This window comes from Virgibacillus phasianinus, from assembly GCF_002216775.1.
In the GTDB taxonomy this organism is placed as follows: Bacteria; Bacillota; Bacilli; order Bacillales; family Amphibacillaceae; genus Virgibacillus_F; species Virgibacillus_F phasianinus.
Genome location: NZ_CP022315.1, coordinates 1,485,400 through 1,505,521, shown reverse-complemented (window position 1 = coordinate 1,505,521; position 20,122 = coordinate 1,485,400). Strand labels below are relative to the sequence as shown.

Genomic DNA, 20,122 nt, shown 5'->3' with positions numbered 1-20,122 from the left:
ACCACCTTAACTTAGCATCTTGAATATACGGAGACTCCTGCGGGAAGTGAGAGATCGGCGAGACCCCGGAGGACGGCAGTCCGAGGAGGCTCACCACTCGCCCGCGGAAAGCGCAGTATATTCAAGATGCGATGATAGATCCACCTATTTTGTACTATATCTAACTTTTTCAGTGGCCTCGACGGCAGTCCGAGGAGGCTCGACACTCTCCCGCGGAAAGCGAGGTATATTCAAAGATGCGATGATAGATCCACATTTTTGTACTATATATACCTTTTTCAGTGGCCTCCCGGCAAGGAGGCTTAAGCCGTGCCCGCGGAAAGCAACGGTCCGCAGCGGAAAACAACCCGCGCCTACATCGTAGTTTATGAATTATGTGACAACAATCTTTTTTGGGAAACAACCGTAAAAAAAAGCCGACTCACTGGTAAGATGTCCGGTCTTACCACGTGGTCGGCTTCTTTTTTGTCCTAGCAATACATGTGAAGTCCATGTATCTATTATTTTACAAATTCTTGTCTAAAAGTACAAGAATTTCAATCAATGTTCATCGTTCGTTCACAAAGTGTTCATTTATTCAGGCAGTACCCCTTTTAATTCATCACTTGAGTTTTTCCACATTTCCTCATTAAATTCAACAAGAAAGTCTTTTAACAACTTCTTGGAATGATCATCCATATGTTCAAGCATAATTTTACCTTTTAATGATTTATCCATATGGGTAACATGTTCCGGCATGGACTTGTAGGCGCGCTTAATCGAGCGATCCACGCGAATCTCGCTACCGCAAACCCCTGCATAGTATGGGCCGTCTTCACCCTTCTCTACTGTCACCCAAACAATCCAGTACAATTTGCCATTTGGAACTGCATCTTTATCAGACAAAAACTTCACGCGGCGCTCGACTTCACTGCGCGCATGCATCGCCCCCATATCAACAAATGCGCGATTTTCATTGGGATCAACGATTACCGGGCTCATATTTTCAAGACTGATTGTTCCAGCACCATAGCCACCATGGCCATCAGTCGAATCATCTTTAATTATGGTAAATGGATTTGTATTCTTTTTAGGCTTATCTTCACTCATCTAAAGGACCCTCCTTATTAGCATCTTTTGTTTATTGTAGCATATGTTTAACCGTCTTTTCACTTTTTAAAACCCCGTTTATTTTTGATTAATCTGACATTTATCTGTATAATTTCAAATAAGGTGAGGTGATGTTCATGAGAAAGAATATGGCAGTCTATTTTCTACTTGTGATTTTATTTATTGCTGGGTGCAGCGCAGCGGAGACAGCACCGGCCCTGAACCAAAAGAACAGGCGAAACAGGTAGCCACTGAATTTAAAAAGATGCAATATACGATGGAATATGATGAAAACAATCATAATTCTATGGAAGCAGCCAAAAGTATTGAAGAGAAACTTAAGCCACTGTTAACACAAGATGCATTTGTTCAAAATGTTAGCATAAACAATTTCCTTGAAACGGTTGATGTATCCAACTTAACCAAAAGCGATCTCTCGCTTCAAACGATCAAATTTACCCTAAAAGAAAAAGTAGCGAACACGTTTATTTTTGACTATCAGGTCGATGTACGTTTTAAAAAATATAATGATGAGGATCTCACGCAAATTGAAACAATAACTGGCGAAATGAAGGTTACTAATACGGAGAAAGATGGCTGGCAAGTAAGCAGCAGTACGCAGACGCACTTTTCTCTGGAGCATATTAAGTCCATCCAAAAGAAGTTCGGATTACCTTCAGGCGGATTCAGATGGGAAAAGTAAAGAGGCCGAGACGTAAGAGTTTTATCAAACCAGATTAAAGCATGAAATTTGGCTCTACCTTAGCTCACTTAACGGACACTCTAAGCTTTTCTAACAACCTTAATAAATTGCCATGCATCTTTTATTTCATCTTCCGTAAAATTTTGCTTTGGCTTTACAATATGAACCTTTTCAACAACTTCTGCGCCAGGAAGGTCATCAAAGTACAGCATAGTGGATACCAATTCAAGGAAACGGGAACTCTTGCCCTTCAACAACTCAACCTGCCCTACGATTTCCGGCATATCCAGTGTGAATTGATTTAAAAAGTCCTGTCCATTTTCGGTAATTGTATAATTGTACTGATAATAATTGCTTTTTTCCTCTTTCACTTCATTGATAAAGCCAAGATTACAAAGTTCCTCCGTCCGTAGTGTGAGTTCTTCTGAGTATGGACCATAAAAATGAAACTGATACTTTTCTTCAAAAGGGACCTTGCACTTCTGTAGAATATATATCATTTTTTGAAGCTTCTTACGTCCGGTAACTTCTTTAGCCACCTCAAAAAAGTGCATCAATTTAGCATGATTTGTCAACATTATTTATCCGCTCCTTGGTGATACAAAAGCTCCATAATACGTTCTTTTACAGGGCTTTCTTCATTCAGATTCGCTAAAAAGTCTGCTGGAAAATACAGCTTATGATCCGTTCGTTTTTTTCCGGATATCGATTCAACAATATCGGAGTGACGGGACAGTTCTTTCAGTTCACCGCCCGGCATCAATAAATGAATCGGGAGGCGTTCTTCTTCCTCGCCAGGACGATAAAAGTCGTATGGCAGATCGGAAGATGAGTCAACTTCAAGATAGTATTCTGGATCAATTTCCGCTTCCTGAAACAGTTGATAAAGCTCCATCCACTCGTTCATCTGCCTGTTCGGATTAAATTCCACATATTTAAACAGACGGCGATTCATGAACCGCTCACATAAGTCACTTAAAATGGCATCGTCTTCTTCCTGCCAAACCTGAAAATAATAGAATACAATGGATTCATCAAGCTTTAAATAATCTGTTAAATCTACTTTTTCCTTAAAAAACGAAATAAAATGAATCGGTTCTAGTTTAAAGGAATAATTCTTTTCGTATAAAAACTTTGCACGGTGAAGTATTTTTGATAAAATAACCTCCGCACTTCTGGTAACAGGGTGGAAATATACCTGCCAATACATTTGGTAGCGACTCATAATATAGTCTTCCACCGCATGCATACCACTGGATTTGATCACAACCTGATCATCGATTGGGCGCATTACCCGAAGAATACGTTCCATATCAAAATGACCATAGCTAACACCTGTAAAATAGGCATCGCGCTGCAAATAATCCATGCGGTCTGCATCAATTTGACTGGAAATTAAGCTGACAACTAATTTATCTTCGTATGTTTTTGCAATAACATCGGCCACTTTTTTTGAAAAACCTTCTGATACACGTTCCAGTATTTTATGTATAGTGGTATCGCCGATGATAATCTGTTGGGTAAAATACTCATGATCCAGTTTAAAAACCTTTTCAAACGAATGGGAAAACGGTCCGTGTCCTAGATCATGTAATAGTGCGGCACACAAACATAGTAAACGCTCCCCTTTATTCCAATGTGGCTTGTCCTCAAAGTTGGTAATAATACGGCGGACAATTTCATATACGCCAAGTGAATGATTGAAACGGCTATGCTCCGCCCCATGAAACGTCAGGTTTGTTGTTCCCAACTGTTTAATACGGCGCAATCGCTGAAATTCCGGTGCTGCAATTAAATCCCAAATCACTTGATCTTTCACGTGAATATAACGGTGAACCGGATCCTTAAAAACCTTTTCCTCATTTAATTGTTCGTCTTTATACGCCATTTTTTACATCCCGTTTCTATTCGACAATTTTGTTATAGTATATAATAAATAGAGGAAGTTAAAAAGTATATTTACAAAATAAAGGTGAGAAAAAATCATGCAATCCTGGAAAGAAATTATTCAACATCCGACATTTCGCTACATGGATCAATCGGATGAATTCGTATTCTATAATGAAAAAATATCTGCGTTAACCTCATTTGCAATTGATGATACGCTGGCACTTTCTGTTGGTGACGGTGAGTCAGCTCCTACTATACGCTTATGGGTGCATCCAAACACCGTCGTTCTTGGCATTCCGGACGCACGGTTACCATTTATCGAAGAAGGTGTCGAACTTTTATCAGAGCGCGGATACGATGCAGTAGTCCGAAATTCAGGCGGACTTGCTGTAGCCCTTGATGAAGGGGTACTAAATATTTCACTTGTACTACCGGAGGTAAAGCACTTATCGATCCATGCCTGTTATGAAGCCATGGTCAGTTTTGTGCAATATATGCTGGCAGACCTGACCGATGAAATTGAAGCTTATGAAATTGTCGGCTCTTATTGCCCGGGTGATTATGATTTAAGTATTGACGGAAAAAAGTTTGCCGGGATCTCCCAGCGCCGGGTAAAGGAAGGCGCTGCTATTCAAATTTACTTAGATGTAGAAGGTCATGGTGAAGAGCGGGCAGCATTAATCCGCGACTTTTACAAGGTTGCGTTGAAAGATGCAACAACAAATTTTACATTTCCTGACGTAGTACCGGAAACGATGGCGTCCCTATCCGAACTTTTGCCACAAAATATTTCAATGGATGAGATAAAACGACGGGTTTATCAGACGTTGGAAGAACTGAGCGAGAACATTATGACCGCCGAGTTTTCTGAGAAAGAACAAGCAAACTTTATCAAACGGCTGGAACAAATGAAAAAACGGAATGAAAAGATTGTGGAGATGCAGTGATGGACGTACGTCGTACACGGGTGGGGCATTTTATGTAGGTTTGACTTGTCTGCACATGGTATATCGGCCATTTTACAATTTTATCGGCCGTTATTTTACTATATCCGCCGTTCTCTGAATATAACGGCTATATTCCAGATATATCAGCCAAATTTTTGATATATCGGCCATAATTCCAATATATCGACCTTTTGCATCGTTATATCGGCCAATCGACTGGCTGGGCTCTTTATACCGATAGAAACTATACCTAAAAAAGCCTGCAAGGGAATCCCTTACAAGCTTTACTACCTTTATTTTGCCTGAACTGCCGTAATTAATGCCAGGTTGTATACATCGTCCGAGGAGCATCCGCGTGACAAATCGTTCACTGGACGATTCAATCCTTGTAAAACTGGTCCTACTGCATCAAATTCGCCAAGGCGTTGCGCAATTTTATAACCGATATTTCCTGCCTCAAGGCTTGGGAAGATAAATACATTTGCATCCCCTTTCAGCGGCGAATCCGGTGCTTTTTTTTCAGCAACGCTGGGTACGAAGGCAGCATCAAATTGAAATTCCCCGTCTATTAAGAGCGATGGATTTTTTTCTTTGGCAATTTGTAATGCCTCTGAAACGCGTTCAGTCTCGTCCGACTTCGCTGAACCTTTTGTGGAAAAACTCAGCATGGCAACACGTGGGTCCACATCAAATAATTTCGCAGTAACGGCGCTTTCCACCGCAATTTCTGCTAAATCCTGGCTATCTGGTGCAATATTGATAGCGCAGTCAGCAAACACATATTTTTCCTCACCACGAACCATAATGAATACTCCGGAGGTTTTCTTAATACCTTCTTTTGTTTTAATAATTTGCAACGCTGGCCGTACTGTATCTGCAGTCGAGTGCACCGCACCACTCACGAGTCCATCTGCTTGGTTCATATAGACAAGCATAGTTCCGAAATAGTTTTCATCAAGCAGAATCTTTCTTGCCTCGTCCGCAGTTACTTTTCCCTTTCGTCGTTCAACAAATGTTTCAACCATCAGGTCAAATTCCTCAAATTCTAAGGGATCCATGATCTTACAGGAGGAGACATCCACGCCTACTTCTTCAGCACGTTGTTTAATTTCACTTTTTCCGCCAATGAGGATGGGGGTTAAAATTCCAGCAGCACCTAACTGACTTGTTGCAGTTAAAATCCGTTCATCGGTACCCTCCGGAAAAACAATAAATCTATCTGTACCTTCTAGCTTCGTTTTCAATTCATCAAAAAAATCACTCATAGTTGAGCACCTCCGACTATTTATCCTTATGTTTAAATCATAATCCAATCCGCGATACATGAAAAGCAATCCACTCATGTTTGACAGTTTGGTGAACCCTATCATTTCTAATTCCTTGTTCATGATTAACTTTCCCTTAATATGGTATAGTAAAGCCATAAGATGATATTTTCTAACTAAGGGAGCGATAATAATGGCAGCAGCAGAAGCAGTTGAAACCATGGACGGCTGGTATTGCTTACACGATTTGCGCAGCATTGACTGGACGTCATGGAAAATGATATCAAGTGAGGAAAGACAAGCAGCAATTGATGAACTGCATGCACTTTTAGATGAATGGGACTCCGTCGAAGAAGCTAAAGAAGGAAGTCACGTTGTCTACACCGTAGTTGGTCAAAAGGCAGACATCATGATGATGATCCTGCGTCCAACAATGGATGAATTAAACCAGGTGGAAACAGCATTTAATAAAACAAAATTTGCTGAGTTCCTGCAACCATCCTACTCATACGTTTCGGTTGTAGAACTTTCAAAGTATTTCCCACAAAAAAAAGATGTGGATCCAGAAACATTACCTGAAACACAAGCACGCTTAAAGCCAATCTTACCGAAATGGGACTACATTTCATTTTATCCAATGGATAAACGCCGAACGGGTGAAGAAAACTGGTATGCATTGGATTTTAAAAACCGTGCGAAATTATTGTATGAGCACAGTAAAACAGGCCGGAAATATGCAGGTCGTATCAAGCAAATTATTACGGGCTCATTCGGATTTGATGATTGGGAATGGGGCGTTACATTATTTGCCCATGATGCAATTGAACTTAAACGAATTGTATACGAAATGCGCTTTGACGAAGTAAGTGCGAAATACGGCGAGTTCGGCGAATTTTTCGTCGGAAACCATTTACCAAATGAAAAAATTGCAGCATTCCTGCAAGTATAATACCAGGCGAGGCTGAGACAAAAGTGATTCAGTCATTGGGAAATCCGAACTATGATTCCAAATTCTTTAATTAGAATTTGGATTAGTTCGGATATTTTTCTTGGCTGTTTTTTTAAACCTTATTGTGAATTGTCCATAAACTGCAACGTAACTAAAATTATCACCCCGGCGGTCGCTGCGGAAAAACACTGCGCTTTCCGTGGGCAGCTAATGAGCCTCCTCGAGCTTACGCTCTCCGGGGTCTCATCGAGGCTTCTGCTCCCACAGGAGTCTCCGTGTTTTTCCTTCGCTAATGGTACTTAGCAACGGTATTATCTGGTCCATCCACTATTACGATGGTGTCTTACGCTCCGGACCGTTGACTCCTGCGGGAACAGCACGAGTCTTAAGACCCCGCAGAGTGGGTTTAAGACCACTGAAAAAGTGGACGATTTTATAAATTTAGCATTTCACTTTACCTAGCATCTTGAATATACGGAGACTCCTGCGGGAAGTGAGAGATCGACGAGACCCCGCAGGACGGCAGTCCGAGGAGGCTTAAGCCGTGCCCGCGGAAAGCAACGGTCCGCAGCGGAAAACAACCCAGCGCATATGTCGCTATTTATATCAACTGCGAATTAGATCCGACTATTTAAAAATTAACGTTTTAAACTGGCTACCCTATGATTGTTCGTCTTTGACTCAAATATTTTAGTTATGTCCCAGCCTCTTTTTTAATGGCTGTTGGTATGTTGCTAATATCACTGTAGTTGATAACCTTGTATTCCCTCGGCGCTTGTGCTTTTCTTGTCTAGCTCCTGCGCCCAGAAGCTGCCGTCATAAGCAAGGGACACGACGAACGCCAAACCCATGCGTTCTTCGGTCCTTTGCTTATGCGTCTGCTTCTATACGGGCCCTTGCGCTTTTCTAATCACATTGCCCAGGTTCTAACATAGAATATCCTGCATATAATGAAATAGTATTCAGAAATGAGGTGGCCCTGTTGCCGAGAATTGCGCGTACTGACAAAGGGGTGGCGTTACTAGCTAGATTAATGCGTGCCGAGGCTGAGGGTGATGGTAAATTAGGGATGCTGATGGTAGGAAATGTTGGGGTTAATCGCGTTGTCGCAAACTGTTTAGACTTCACCCAGCTATCTTCCATTCGTGATATGGTATTCCAGAGTCCTGGTGGTTTTGAGGCAACACAAAAAGGATATTTTTATCAACGTGCACGTGAAATGGATAAGAAACTAGCCAGGAAAGTTATTAATGGCGGACGTTATCATCCTGCTTCATATGCACTTTGGTTTTTTGCACCTGAAGGGGATTGTCCTGCGCAATGGTATGATCAAAGGAATGTTGGAAGGTTTAAATCACATTGCTTTTTTGCACCAGAGTCATCCGTTTGTCCGGCAGTTTACTAATTTTGATTACTATTAGGAGGTTTTTTTATGAGTGAATACCAAGGTTATCCATACTATTACTACCCACAGGCATCCCCAGCATTTTATCCTGCTTATAACTATCGTCAAGAATTTGAAGATCCTCAACAACAAATGCAACAAATGCAGCAGATGTCGCAGATGCCACAAATGCAGCTGCCGTACCAGCAACCAATGCAGCAGGGGCAAGAGGATATGCTTCCAGTGGAACAATCGTACATTGAAAACATTCTACGATTAAATGAAGGGAAAATGGCAACTGTTTATATGACATTTGAAAACAATAAAGAGTGGAATGCAAAGGTTTTTAAGGGAATCATTGAGGCAGCGGGCAGAGATCACATTGTACTAAGCGACCCACAAACAGATAGACGATACTTATTATTAATGATTTACTTAGATTACATTACCTTTGAAGGGGAAATTAACTATAACTACCCATACGGTACCGCCGACCAAATGAGTACCTACCCACCAAGATAACTAGCAAAGGCGTGGCCCAGTCACATAAAAAGTAGAGGCCACTGAAAAAGGTATAGTTAGTACACAGACATGTGGATCTATTATCGCATCTTGAATATACCTCGCTTTCCGCGGGCGAGTGACGAGCCTCCTCGGACTGCCGTCCTCCGGGGTCTCGTCGATCTCTCACTTCCCGCAGGAGTCTCGGCATATTCAAGATGCTAGGTAAAGGTGAAAAGCTAATTGTTAATATCCACTACTTTTTCAGTGATCTCAAAAAGTCTCGATTACACAATTTCTAACACTGAAAAAGGATGACCTGTACGGATTTCAATCACACCTTGTATAGTTGGGATCTTTCACGTATAAGTCATCCTTCTGTTATTTCTTCTATAGGGGGATCACGATGAGACATCCATATGAAAAGTTTATTCGTTTAGAGCTGCTCACCCTTATTTTAGCTGTGATTGCCGGAATTGTTGTGTTAATTAAAGGATTCATTTTCTTAGCCATCGTGTTAATCTACTTAATTGCATGTGCACTATGCTGTGAAGCCATGATCGAGCTTCATACACACAATAGAAACAAGGCATTTAAACATTTTATCCAAGTGATATTACTTTTTGTATTTACGACCTACATTGTATTCCACTTATAAGTACTTTGATACGGAATAACCGAGCAGAATCCAGCCGGCAAGGAAGGCTACTCCACCTAGCGGGGTAATCAGGGCAAATACTTTTATTCCGGTTGTGGAGTATGTGTACAGGCTTCCTGAAAATAGTACGATTCCGGCAAAAAACAACCATCCTGCCCAAATCATTCCGCCACTTTGAAATTTTGCTAGGAGTAATCCAGTAACAAGCAGGGCCATTGTATGGAACATTTGGTAGGTGACGGCTTTGTCCCACGTTCCTAGCGCCTTCTCTGAAAGCTTGTCTTCAAGTCCATGCGCACCGAATGCTCCTAAAGCTACTGCAAGAAATCCGTTTATTGCACCAAGAATAAGAAATAATTTCATCATAACACCTCGTATTTATACATAGTTAGAAATCGAAAATAGATTTTCCGTTTGCATCCTCGTGATCTTCATCTGACGCACGTTTTTCATTTATTGGCTTGGAACTGCTGCCAAGCATTGCCTTCATCTCATCCGTTGAAATATCACTTATATTTGCAGGCCCCTTGTCTGGTTCAGCCTGCTCCACATCGATGATTAAATCACATAATAGACGAACATGTTCTATATGTTTCACCATTTTACGCTGGTCGGCTTGTTGTGACTTTGCCTGCTTTAACTCCTCCATCATTTTCTTTAAAATGGTTTCATTTGGAATCGCCATTTACACCACTCCTTACTTTCTTTACCATTTCCAGTATAACATGAGGTTCCTGCATTATTTAATAGAAAAATGAAAAGCGCATGCGCCCCGTTTAGAAGCGGACGCATAAGCAAGGGACCGTAGAACGCGTGGGTTTAGCGTTCGTAGTGTCCATTGCTTATGACGGCAGCTTCTGGGCGCAGGAGCTAGACAGACTTCCCTTTATAATTTACTGACTTATAAATGAAAAGCCTTGGATATAAATTCCAAGGCCTTGCCAATTACCCGATTTTATTTATACGGTTCTTTTGTTCCTCCAGATAGCGCTCATACACCCATCTTAAAAAATCAATTTCGTTTTTCTGCAACGGACGTCCAAGCTTCTCCTTCGTATCCTCTAATACATTAAAAAAGCTTCCTATCACGCTAACCTTCCCCCTACTATGATAAACGCAATAAAAATCTACTGCTATTGTACACCGAAACTGGTATGGAATCAATATAAAGATTAATAATTTACCAAATATACAGAAAATGGTATAAACCGACAAAATTTCCTAGCTAGTATGTGAATAATTCATCACCTTATAGGCTTTATTGAGCCGATCCTTGTATGCAATATGCTCACGCGAAAATTTAGTCGGGCTATTTATGCCTGCAACGGCAGCCATTTCAAATACTCCTTCACGCAGTGTTATCAAATAGTTACACACCCGATACTTTTTCTCCTCAATGCTCAGCGCTTTCTGAAGGTCAGGATTTGTCGTAGCAACACCTACTGGGCAATTATTTGTATGACAAACTTCTGCCATGATACATCCAACTGACAGCATGAAGCCTCTAGCGATATTGATCATATCGGCACCTAACGAAAGAGCCATCGCAATTTTATCAGGTGTTACCAATTGACCTGATGCAATAATTTTTGTCCGCTCCCGCAGTCCATATTTTTTTAGTAAATCGTCAAGTAGAGGCAATGCGGCATATGTAGGCAGACCCACTGATTCTGCCAGTTCATAATAGGTCGCACCTGAACCGCCGTTACCACCATCGACCGTGATGAAATCGGGAACTATATCTAATTCTTTCATGGCTTTCACATAGTTTTCCACCTGTATTTCATCACCGACTACTATTTTCGTTCCTACAGGTTTTCCGCCAATATCACGCATCTTATCGACAAATTCCAGGAGTCCTTTTGTATCATTGAATTCATGAAACCGGTTCGGACTGTTAATCGTCTTCCATGGTTCCACATTACGAATATCTGCAATTTCTTCTGTTACCTTACTGCCGTCAACGTGACCACCGCGCTGCTTAGCGCCTTGAGCAATCTTAAGCTCAAATGCCTTCACCTGATCGATTTCACTTTTCTTTTTAAATAATTCCCAGGACATTTCCCCATCTGTTGTTCGTACACCAAATAAGCCTGAACTGATTTGCATAATGATATCAACGTCACCCTTTTGGTGGTATGGCGAAATACTTCCTTCCCCAGTGTTCATCCAGGTGCCGCCAGCCATGCCAAGGCCTTTTGATAATGCGGTGATTGCATGATCTCCCAATGAACCAAAGCTCATTGCAGACTGTCCGATAAATCCTTTCACTTTAAATGGCTTGCGAACTGTATCTTTGCCCAGAACAATCGCATCATCGTCCGTCAGATAGAATGGTCTTAATTCATCTTCCGCATGGTGCTCTTTCCGGCTAAACAGTTTTTCATTATCAATTTGATAAAGGCGGGTTCTGATCTTAGGTTCCTGATCTATTTTCATTTCCTCGTGCTGACTTGGAAACATGTTGTTTACAATATAAAATCCCTCTTCATTAAAATCCCGTTCCGAACCATAGCCTATCATTCTATTATTATATTTGGCTGATTTGTACACAAACTCGAATTCTCTGCGATTAAACGGCTTCCCCTCATTATCATTATTAAAAAGATACTGACGCAGTTCCGGTCCAATCTTTTCCGTAATATAACGGACCTTTCCGAGCACTGGATAGTTCCTTAAAATAGAATGTTCCTTTTGCTTTGAGTCATGCGTATACACACGCATAAAAATAAACAATGGTACTAGAACAATCAATGCGATAATTACGATTAATGTGATCAATAAACCAGTTGTCATGTTACTCTCCCCTTCTTTACCTTTTTATAATAGATATGGCAAATAGACGATGATTATAATAAATACCCATATAACATCGACAAAATGCCAATAATACTGAAAGATCCGTTGCTTTTCGATATATAGGCCATATGGCATATTCATTCTCTTATATTGTATTAGAAGCAGAATCATCCAACAAGCCCCGAACGTAACATGGGATGCGTGAAGTCCAACCAGGACATAGAAGGAAGACATAAAAACATTCGCCGTTAAACCGTTGTCCTCCATTACATATTTATAAAATTCATGGAGTTCCAGACCTAAAAATGTTAAACCGAACAGCAATGTAATTACGAGTCCAATAACAATTTTAGTCCCTTGCCGTTTGTCCAGCCCCTTTTCGGCAATCATTAATGTTCCACTGCTTGATAATAAAAAGACAGATGACAGGACTAGACTTTTCACTTCAAACAATTCATGCGGCTTCGGATAGGTCGGAGGCGGGGTGAAAATCAAATAGGTAGCAAAAAGAGTACCAAACATGACACTCTCCACAAACAAATAAATGAAGAATCCAAGGCGCTTATCTCTGAATAATGCCTCCTGATAGTTATTCACTGGACTCCACCCCCCTCTGCATAATCCTTTTTTCGTTCATCTGTTACAGATCGAATAACGAATAACCCAAGTGTTCCTAGGCCACCGAGAATTGCAAGCCAGTACCAGCTATAAATCATGCCAATACTCATTAACGACATGGAGACGGCAATTAATATTGGCTTAATTGACTCCACGGGTATAGGTCCCGGTCGCACATCTGTAGTTGTTTCCAGCTTCCGGCCTTCAACTTTTGCATACCAAAATGGGTCCATCTCTTTTACAACTGGCATCGGTTCGAAGGTATGCTCTTCGGATGGCGACTTTACGGTCCACTCGAGTGTGCGCCCATCCCATGGGTCGTTACCCACCTTTTCACCATATTTATGTGTTTTGTAGACGTTCCAGCCGACAATTAGCATGCTGCTTCCCATGATGAAGGCACCTATTGTGCTCGTTAAATTCAAGGCAAATAACGAATCACCATACCCATATGTGTAGACTCGACGCGGCATGCCTTGAAGGCCTGTAATATGCATGGGCAGAAAGGTCATATGAAATCCAATGAGAAATAACCAGAAGTGCCATTTCCCAAGTGTTTCATCCAATACTTTCCCGGTTATTTTAGGGTACCAGTAATACAGTCCGGCAAATATCCCTAAAATGGTGGATCCAATAATGGTGTAATGAAAATGCGCTACTACAAAATGGGTATCATGATACTGAAAGTCGGCAGCTGCAACGGAGAGCATCACCCCCGTTACACCACCCATTACAAAAGTAGGTATAAATCCAAGGGAGAATAACATTGGCGTTGTAATGCGAATAACTCCGCCGCGCATGGTAAACAGCCAGTTAAATATTTTAATACCTGTTGGAACGGCTATCAGCATAGTAGTAATCGCAAAGAAAGTGTTCGCCATTGGTCCCAGTCCCACTGTAAACATATGGTGTGCCCAAACCATAAATCCGAGAAAGCCAATCAGGGCCAGGGAAAGAACCATTGCCGGATAACCAAATATTCGTTTTTTGGAAAAGGCAGAAATAATATCCGAAAATATACCAAACGCTGGCAATGCTAGGATATAAACCTCCGGATGCCCGAAGATCCAAAACAGATGCTGCCAAAATACCGGACTGCCAACTTCTCCGGAAAAGAAGCCAGTCCCAAACAGCCGATCAAACATAAGTAAGTAGAGTCCCATCGATAAAACAGGAAATGCAATTAAGATTAAGAAGGAGGTAATTAATGCTGACCATGGAAACAGTGGCATTCTTGTCAGTTTCATACCTGGAGCACGATGCCGGATAATCGTTACTATCATGTTAATTGCCGTAAAAATAGTTCCAAGCCCGGAAACTTGTAAACTAAAAACATAGTAATCATTTCCTACACTAGGGGTGAATGTGTCGGTTGACAATGGCGCATAACCGGTCCACCCCGCATTTGGTGCACTATTCAAGAAAAATGACATGTTAAATAAAATAGCTCCCGCAAGAAATAGCCAAAAGCTCACTGCATTCAAAAATGGAAAAGCCAAGTCCCGTGCACCGATTTGCAGTGGGACAGCGATATTCATTAGACCAATTAATAAGGGCATAGCCACAAAGAAAATCATCATAGTCCCGTGGGTAGTAAATAGTTCATTGTACTTATCCTGTTGAAACACCCAAAATTCAGCATGCGGACTGGCAAGCTGCAAACGAATTAATAAGGCATCTATTCCCGCACGCAGAAAGAATAAGACACCAAATAGCACATACATCGTTCCTATTTTCCGGTGATTGGTTGTACGCAAATAACTCCATAGTAATGGAATTTTTTGTTTCCTCCAGACATAAATCGCCATAAAGATACCTAATATAATTGTTAAAACCCATGCCGCTACTACATCTGAAGGAACAAACATGGTATCTTTAAAAAACGGTATTGTCATTGCTTACACCCTCTGCTTTTAAGATTAGGACATTACGTGTTTGAATGTATGTGGTTACTCTTTCAACCAATTTTCATATTCTTCATTTGATACGACCCTTGTTGTAAATTGCATTTTGGTATGCTGGACGCCGCAGAACTCCGCACACTTCCCCTCATATGTGCCCTCTTTGGGGTTTTTTAATTTGTACAATAACTCCTTACCTGGTAATACATCTGTTTTCCCGCCCAGTTGCGGAATCCAAAATGAATGGATGACATCCTTGGAGATTAAGTGGAATACGATTGTTTTGTTGGCAGGTATGACTAATTTATTTGTCGTTTCCTTGCCATTTTCGTACTCAAATGTCCAAAAGAACTGTTGTCCAGTCACATTCACATGTACTGCCTGTTCTGCCTCTTCACTAGACGACAGCACCGGTGACTGGTCATATGTAATCGCTACCGTTGGAACTGCAAGAACGACAAGCAACAAAATCGCTAATGTCGTCCACGTTATTTCAAGTTTCTTATTTCCTTTGACATCTTTTGGAAGTGTATGTTTATTTTGATCCGTCTCTCTGTACTTCCACACAAATCTTGCAAACAAAACAAATACGACCACTAATACAATCATCATCAGGCCAAAACTGAACCAGATTAAAAATGCTTGGTCCTGCCCGGTTTCACTTTTTGCATCCAGGACGTTTATGTCGCAACCAGCTAAAAGTAAAAGTATTGGAATTGTTAATAGCTTTTTCATGGCAACCAACAGCCTTTTCGTTTAATAGTGACAATATTTCAATAACCTTTCAGAACCTTTTCTAAACATTGTGTTTTAGAAAGTCCTGGCAAACCAGCGTATGCCTGAGGAGACCCACCACTGGCGGAAAGCGACTGCCGACAGCAGAAATCACGTTGCTGTTATGTAGGTATTCTGTAACAACCCATGCAAAAAGAGCCGAACTTTTATCTTTCTTTACGTGCAAAAAAGAAGCCACCCAAAGGGTTATTCCCCTTTATGGCAGCTTATTACTTCTTCCTTATTCATTCTCTAACTTTGTTTCAAGCTCCGTGATTCTTGCCCGAAGTTCATTGATGTCTTCCTTCGTTGCTAATCCCAAATCCTCAGCCATGTTTTTCGTTTGCTCGTATTGCTTAGCACTCCACTCATCTTTCGTGGTTTCACCCTTATCAAGGAAGTTCTGCATTACGGTTCTTGCTTGCTCACGCGATAATTCATTTCTCTCCACTAATTCTTTCAGCTTATTGTCCAATTTTTCCTTACTGCTGACTGCTGCGCCTAAGCCCAATAAAAATCCTTTTTTCAAAAAGTCACTCATGATTCTTACCTCCTATTTTCTTGAACATATCATTTGATAATGTTTCATCAACGTAATAACCAATGTGATTGTAAAAACACCAGTCATTATATAACCAGTAACGCCATACAGGTAAAAACCTGCGAAAACGGAACCAAGTATCAGTATAAAGTTAATAACCTCTACTAAGATATAAAAGTGATGCAAAAGCTGGGCATATTGTTTCTCTTTTTCCCATTGTCTATTCTTTTCCCCATTTTCCAGCCAGTTTAACATGGCTTTTGGAAAAGATAAAATTGGTTTCGCGGCATCCTTTGCAATCTGCTTGTAAATAGAGTCAGTGAAGCCCTTCCCGCCAAGCCATTCCTTGATAATTGGTCGTGCCCATTTTTCGATGTCTACATCTGGATATAAACTGATTAATAACCCAAAAACAATCGATACCGCCCTTCCAAGATAAGCATAATCCGCTGAAATTTGGATTGGCTGATCGTTGATGAATATTCGAATGTCATCTTTTATCGTATCCATTGTATGTGTATCCAGATGGCTAAATGATCCATTTCGGTACATCTCAATTGTTTCCTTAATCATTTTCTTCAGTTTTCCACGATTGGCATTTGGTAAAACAAAATTCATATCATCCAACGTTTCGACCACCTGATCATAGTCATCGATAATTAACCCTTGAATAAGTTGTTTAAAATAATGGATATCCTGTTTGTGAATTTCACCAATCATGCCAAAGTCGATAATTACGATCGTGCCATCCTGTTGAATTAGAACATTTCCAGCGTGAGGGTCAGCATGAAAATTACCAGGATGTAAAAACTGGTCTAAATAAAATTCAAACAGTGTTTTTGCTGTTTGCATGACATTAATCCGGTGCTTATGCATATAGGAAAGATTGGTGATTTTCGCCCCGTCTACCCACTCCATTACAAGTACCTCTTCCGTGCATAGCTGTTCAAAATACCCTGGTATGTAAACCGATGTATTGTGTTTATACCGGTTTTTAAAGTATTTACCGAATGCTAGTTCCTGCCCAAAATCTAGTTCGCGATCCATCACATAAATTAATTCACGATATAACGCATTTAGATCAGCCTTTTTTCCAAAGTTAGTAAACACTTTAATCATCCAGAAGACAAGCTTCATCGCCTTAAAATCCATATGAAAAATTTCCCGAACACGGTAACGCTGCACTTTAATTGCGACAGTAGTACCATCTTTTAACTTTGCTCTATACACTTGACCAATTGAAGCAGCTGCGATTGGCTTGTCCTGTAATTCAGTTAAATGCTTATCGACATCTTCCCCCCATGCTTTTTCCATTGCTGACTTAGCATAGGAAAAAGAGGATGGAGAAACCCGGTCTACAAGTCCCCTTAATTCTTGTATAAAAGCATCCGGCATAAAATCTGCTCTCGTACCCAAGAACTGCCCTACTTTAATTAATACTCCTTCTAACCGTACAGCCTTTTCACTGTAGTCTTTTGCCTGTTTCCTTAATAGTGCATTCCACTTTTGCCTGGTACGTTCATCCCAAACATGATGCCTAATATGAAAAAAGTAAATCTGACAAATATATTTAAGTATCATCCAGACAATGACCGCACATCTATATACAACATTATACTTCATTCGTTTTTGCACAAACAACACCTCGCCACCTTACTTTACCCCAAATAGCTGTTTATTAAAACGATTAGCAATCCTTTTTCTTCCAATTAAAAGAACGGTTGTCGAATAAATAGTTCTTTATACCTATAAAATTGCGAAAAAGGTCACAATAATGGTTATAAATTACTATTACAAATTTTTTGAAAATAAAAAATACATGTTATACTTAGTACAGAAGGCGCGTCTTTCCACCAATTCACCATAAAATACAGGAGGTTATTTATGAAGAAACTGGTTGCATTAACATCTACACTGGGGTTAGCTTTATCGTTAGTATTACCTACAGCAAGTTTTGCTGAAACCAGTCCTAAAGACACAGTAGAAAATTGGGACACAGAACGATATGGTGATGTTCAGGATATCACCACTGAACTAAATAAGTTATCACAGGACGAGGACTTCCAAAAACAAGCAAAAGAAACCATTAAGGAAGCCGCAAACGGTTTAGATGAAAGCGATCTGGACGGACAGGCCACAAAGGCAAACGATGGGCATTTTACCTTTGATGGTGGTACAAAACAGTTTCTCGATCGAAATTTAGCATTTCAGCCCTATACATTACGCAGCGTCGGGGAAAATGTGGAAGTCTGGGTTGCCAATGATTTAAGCTTCCCTGAGGGGGATCCTCGACCAGCGCAGGTTGTCACCCAGGAACAGGTGGATAAGCTGGCAGCCGAATTTGATTCCAATATTTACCCAACTGTTACGAACTTTTTTGGTACACCTGATTCGCTAACAGGCAGCAATGCGGCATTAGAAGACATAGGCGCAGTACCAGAGGGGTATTATGAAAATGGTAACGACAAAGTAATGCTGTTAGTCAGTAACATTCCGGATGAAAATTATACGGATCCAAGCTATCCGTTTTTCGTAGCTGGTTTTTTCTGGCAAACGCTCGAAATGTACACGGACAGAAATATTATCTCCATTGATGCTAACAATTGGGAGGAACGCCTGGAAAGTACATTCTATGGAACTACCATACATGAAATGCAGCATTTAATTCATGCCGACAATGACAGTGATGAAACTTCCTGGTTAAATGAGGGTTTCTCTGATTTCGCTGAATATCTTGGAGGCTACGGTCATCCATACGGCCACATTAATTTCTTCCTGGATCATCCAGAGAATTCCTTAGTAAACTGGGACGAGCACTTAAATGCCGAAACTGGTCCGGAAACACTAGCTGACTACGGTGTTGCCTATCTATTCACGCTTTATAACTATGAACAATTTGGGCAGGAATTTATTCTTGATGTCGCAAAAAGCCCATTAAATACAATTGATAGTTATAATCAAGCATACAAGGATGAAGGTCTTAACGAAACATTCCAATCCGTATTTGAAAAGTTTGTAACCGCTGTATTAATCGATGACAAGCAGAATATAAAAGGGAAAAAAGGAATCTATGGCTTTGAAAACATTGACCTCAGGGAAGTCCCTGTTGATGATGGGAAAGTTCGAGGCATGACTGTGAACTTTGACAAAGCCAAACTATACGAGAAAGATGGCGTTCCTGCATGGGGTGCTGATTATAAAGTACTGGACTTTGATAGCAAAGTTGACAGTATCACCTTTGACGGGGTAGATTTCCTGCCGATCAAGTGGGAATCCGTGGCAGACCCACAGGATGAGTCTAACCAAGTTTTCTGGGGTGGCAACAGTTCAGAGGCGGATAATAATTTAATTTTCAAGGCGGATTTATCAAATACGCAAGATGCTACCCTTACCTTTGATCATCTTGCCAAAATTGAAGAACTTTGGGACTTCGGTGTCGTTCAAGTATCAACCGATCAGGGAAAAACCTGGACAAGCCTAGCAAATGAACATACCCGTTCCGATGTAGTGGAAGAAGGTTATCCGAAAATTAAGGAGAACGTTCCAGGATTCACCGGTGTTAGTGACGAGTGGACAAATGAAAGTTTTGACCTGTCAGCTTATGCTGGACAAGAGGTTTATATTTCATTCCGTTATCTAACGGACTGGGCGTCACAGGAAGCAGGCTGGTTCGTCGATAATATTGAAATACCTGAAATTGGTCTCTCCTATGATGGCACAAGCATGGATAGCTTTGTATCTAAGTCAGAACTTCTGCAAAACTATGTGAATTATTCTGTTACATTCGTTAATAAGGATAAGCATGGAAAATACAAAGTCATGCACATCAATCCATTCAATGTGACAGAGAAAGATGCACTACAATTGCGGCAGCTGTTTAAGAAAGGTACGAATTACATGACAACATGGTATGCGGCACCATCCGATCAGCTTAATCCCGTCCCTTTCGAATACAGCGTGGAACTGAAAGATAATAATGGAAAACATAAAGGTAAAAAGAAGTAATGGTTTGAACGAGTCGCGCCGATACAGCCTGGCAATCAACTTATGTTGATTGCCAGGTTTTTTATATTTCAAAAATTGGATTTTGCTATTTTCATAAA

General features: G+C 40.7%; 20 protein-coding genes. 7 read left to right on the top strand and 13 right to left on the bottom strand.

Annotation, left to right across the window (positions count from 1 at the left end; translation table 11 throughout):
- Nucleotides 1-573: 573 nt before the first annotated feature.
- A complete protein-coding gene (locus CFK37_RS07645) occupies nt 574-1,089 on the bottom strand; it encodes a YwhD family protein (protein ID WP_089061300.1) in 516 nt (171 codons plus the stop codon).
- Nucleotides 1,090-1,366: 277 nt separating this feature from the next.
- Here CFK37_RS07645 and CFK37_RS07640 point away from each other — a divergent pair, with 277 nt between their 5' ends.
- Entirely contained in the window at nt 1,367-1,792 is a 426-nt protein-coding gene (locus CFK37_RS07640) for a hypothetical protein (protein WP_172840470.1), read from the top strand.
- Nucleotides 1,793-1,872: 80 nt separating this feature from the next.
- On the opposite strand, the gene CFK37_RS07635 is transcribed toward CFK37_RS07640, so the two are convergent.
- Nucleotides 1,873-2,370, bottom strand: a complete 498-nt coding sequence (locus CFK37_RS07635) for a YwgA family protein (protein WP_089061298.1) — start codon at nt 2,368-2,370, stop codon at nt 1,873-1,875.
- A complete protein-coding gene (locus CFK37_RS07630; protein ID WP_089061297.1) occupies nt 2,370-3,680 on the bottom strand; it encodes an HD domain-containing protein in 1,311 nt (436 codons plus the stop codon). The genes CFK37_RS07635 and CFK37_RS07630 overlap by 1 nt, the downstream gene beginning before the upstream one ends.
- Before the next feature lie 97 nt (nt 3,681-3,777).
- On the opposite strand from CFK37_RS07630, the gene CFK37_RS07625 reads away from it, so the two are divergent.
- On the top strand, nt 3,778-4,629 hold the full coding sequence (locus tag CFK37_RS07625) for a lipoate--protein ligase family protein (protein ID WP_089061296.1): 852 nt from the start codon (nt 3,778-3,780) through the stop codon (nt 4,627-4,629).
- Between the two features lie 293 nt (nt 4,630-4,922).
- Here CFK37_RS07625 and pta read toward each other — a convergent pair whose 3' ends face one another.
- On the bottom strand, nt 4,923-5,894 hold the full coding sequence (gene pta / locus CFK37_RS07620) for a phosphate acetyltransferase (protein WP_089061295.1): 972 nt from the start codon (nt 5,892-5,894) through the stop codon (nt 4,923-4,925).
- A gap of 193 nt (nt 5,895-6,087) precedes the next feature.
- Here pta and hemQ point away from each other — a divergent pair, with 193 nt between their 5' ends.
- The 4 genes from hemQ to CFK37_RS07600 all read left to right on the top strand — a co-directional run bounded on the left by hemQ (nt 6,088) and on the right by CFK37_RS07600 (nt 9,386).
- Nucleotides 6,088-6,843 carry a hydrogen peroxide-dependent heme synthase gene (hemQ, locus tag CFK37_RS07615; RefSeq protein WP_089061294.1) on the top strand — a complete coding sequence of 252 codons (756 nt, stop codon included), beginning with the start codon at nt 6,088-6,090 and terminating at the stop codon, nt 6,841-6,843.
- A gap of 1,033 nt (nt 6,844-7,876) precedes the next feature.
- A complete protein-coding gene (locus tag CFK37_RS07610; protein ID WP_089063571.1) occupies nt 7,877-8,248 on the top strand; it encodes a cell wall hydrolase in 372 nt (123 codons plus the stop codon).
- A 27-nt stretch (nt 8,249-8,275) separates the two neighbouring features.
- On the top strand, nt 8,276-8,749 hold the full coding sequence (gerQ, locus tag CFK37_RS07605; protein WP_089061293.1) for a spore coat protein GerQ: 474 nt from the start codon (nt 8,276-8,278) through the stop codon (nt 8,747-8,749).
- A gap of 385 nt (nt 8,750-9,134) precedes the next feature.
- Entirely contained in the window at nt 9,135-9,386 is a 252-nt protein-coding gene (locus tag CFK37_RS07600) for a hypothetical protein (RefSeq protein ID WP_089061292.1), read from the top strand.
- Here CFK37_RS07600 and CFK37_RS07595 read toward each other — a convergent pair.
- From CFK37_RS07595 to CFK37_RS07560, 9 genes are all read right to left on the bottom strand, one after another.
- Entirely contained in the window at nt 9,381-9,749 is a 369-nt protein-coding gene (locus CFK37_RS07595) for a DUF423 domain-containing protein (RefSeq protein ID WP_089061291.1), read from the bottom strand. The genes CFK37_RS07600 and CFK37_RS07595 overlap by 6 nt on opposite strands.
- A 25-nt stretch (nt 9,750-9,774) precedes the next feature.
- The gene (locus CFK37_RS07590) at nt 9,775-10,071 is read right to left on the bottom strand and encodes a YwdI family protein (RefSeq protein WP_089061290.1); all 297 of its coding nucleotides are present in this window, start codon (nt 10,069-10,071) and stop codon (nt 9,775-9,777) included.
- 260 nt (nt 10,072-10,331) lie between these two features.
- Nucleotides 10,332-10,475, bottom strand: coding sequence for a hypothetical protein (locus CFK37_RS19885; protein WP_157724808.1), 144 nt, complete (start codon nt 10,473-10,475; stop codon nt 10,332-10,334).
- A 132-nt stretch (nt 10,476-10,607) separates the two neighbouring features.
- The gene (locus CFK37_RS07585; RefSeq protein WP_089061289.1) at nt 10,608-12,182 is read right to left on the bottom strand and encodes an FMN-binding glutamate synthase family protein; all 1,575 of its coding nucleotides are present in this window, start codon (nt 12,180-12,182) and stop codon (nt 10,608-10,610) included.
- A 24-nt stretch (nt 12,183-12,206) separates the two neighbouring features.
- Entirely contained in the window at nt 12,207-12,782 is a 576-nt protein-coding gene (locus tag CFK37_RS07580; RefSeq protein WP_089061288.1) for a cytochrome c oxidase subunit 3, read from the bottom strand.
- Nucleotides 12,779-14,698 carry a cytochrome c oxidase subunit I gene (gene ctaD / locus CFK37_RS07575; RefSeq protein WP_245837327.1) on the bottom strand — a complete coding sequence of 640 codons (1,920 nt, stop codon included), beginning with the start codon at nt 14,696-14,698 and terminating at the stop codon, nt 12,779-12,781. The genes CFK37_RS07580 and ctaD overlap by 4 nt, the downstream gene beginning before the upstream one ends.
- A gap of 54 nt (nt 14,699-14,752) precedes the next feature.
- Nucleotides 14,753-15,439, bottom strand: coding sequence for a cytochrome c oxidase subunit II (gene coxB / locus CFK37_RS07570; RefSeq protein ID WP_089061287.1), 687 nt, complete (start codon nt 15,437-15,439; stop codon nt 14,753-14,755).
- A gap of 280 nt (nt 15,440-15,719) precedes the next feature.
- Nucleotides 15,720-16,019 (bottom strand): phasin family protein, encoded by a 300-nt coding sequence (locus CFK37_RS07565; RefSeq protein WP_089061286.1) that lies wholly within the window; start codon nt 16,017-16,019, stop codon nt 15,720-15,722.
- Nucleotides 16,020-16,031: 12 nt separating this feature from the next.
- Nucleotides 16,032-17,654 carry an ABC1 kinase family protein gene (locus CFK37_RS07560; RefSeq protein ID WP_245837375.1) on the bottom strand — a complete coding sequence of 541 codons (1,623 nt, stop codon included), beginning with the start codon at nt 17,652-17,654 and terminating at the stop codon, nt 16,032-16,034.
- A 249-nt stretch (nt 17,655-17,903) separates the two neighbouring features.
- Here CFK37_RS07560 and CFK37_RS07555 point away from each other — a divergent pair, with 249 nt between their 5' ends.
- Nucleotides 17,904-20,024: a choice-of-anchor J domain-containing protein gene (locus CFK37_RS07555; RefSeq protein ID WP_245837326.1), complete on the top strand. Its 2,121-nt coding sequence runs from the start codon at nt 17,904-17,906 to the stop codon at nt 20,022-20,024.
- Nucleotides 20,025-20,122: the final 98 nt, after the last annotated feature.

Coding starts and splice junctions, on each gene's coding strand:
- CFK37_RS07645 (WP_089061300.1), bottom strand. CDS start 1,089: ATGAGTGAAGATAAGCCTAAAAAGAATACAAATCCATTTACCATAATT.
- CFK37_RS07640 (WP_172840470.1), top strand. CDS start 1,367: ATGGAATATGATGAAAACAATCATAATTCTATGGAAGCAGCCAAAAGT.
- CFK37_RS07635 (WP_089061298.1), bottom strand. CDS start 2,370: ATGTTGACAAATCATGCTAAATTGATGCACTTTTTTGAGGTGGCTAAA.
- CFK37_RS07630 (WP_089061297.1), bottom strand. CDS start 3,680: ATGGCGTATAAAGACGAACAATTAAATGAGGAAAAGGTTTTTAAGGAT.
- CFK37_RS07625 (WP_089061296.1), top strand. CDS start 3,778: ATGCAATCCTGGAAAGAAATTATTCAACATCCGACATTTCGCTACATG.
- pta (WP_089061295.1), bottom strand. CDS start 5,894: ATGAGTGATTTTTTTGATGAATTGAAAACGAAGCTAGAAGGTACAGAT.
- hemQ (WP_089061294.1), top strand. CDS start 6,088: ATGGCAGCAGCAGAAGCAGTTGAAACCATGGACGGCTGGTATTGCTTA.
- CFK37_RS07610 (WP_089063571.1), top strand. CDS start 7,877: ATGCGTGCCGAGGCTGAGGGTGATGGTAAATTAGGGATGCTGATGGTA.
- gerQ (WP_089061293.1), top strand. CDS start 8,276: ATGAGTGAATACCAAGGTTATCCATACTATTACTACCCACAGGCATCC.
- CFK37_RS07600 (WP_089061292.1), top strand. CDS start 9,135: ATGAGACATCCATATGAAAAGTTTATTCGTTTAGAGCTGCTCACCCTT.
- CFK37_RS07595 (WP_089061291.1), bottom strand. CDS start 9,749: ATGAAATTATTTCTTATTCTTGGTGCAATAAACGGATTTCTTGCAGTA.
- CFK37_RS07590 (WP_089061290.1), bottom strand. CDS start 10,071: ATGGCGATTCCAAATGAAACCATTTTAAAGAAAATGATGGAGGAGTTA.
- CFK37_RS07585 (WP_089061289.1), bottom strand. CDS start 12,182: ATGACAACTGGTTTATTGATCACATTAATCGTAATTATCGCATTGATT.
- ctaD (WP_245837327.1), bottom strand. CDS start 14,698: ATGACAATACCGTTTTTTAAAGATACCATGTTTGTTCCTTCAGATGTA.
- coxB (WP_089061287.1), bottom strand. CDS start 15,439: ATGAAAAAGCTATTAACAATTCCAATACTTTTACTTTTAGCTGGTTGC.
- CFK37_RS07565 (WP_089061286.1), bottom strand. CDS start 16,019: ATGAGTGACTTTTTGAAAAAAGGATTTTTATTGGGCTTAGGCGCAGCA.
- CFK37_RS07555 (WP_245837326.1), top strand. CDS start 17,904: ATGAAGAAACTGGTTGCATTAACATCTACACTGGGGTTAGCTTTATCG.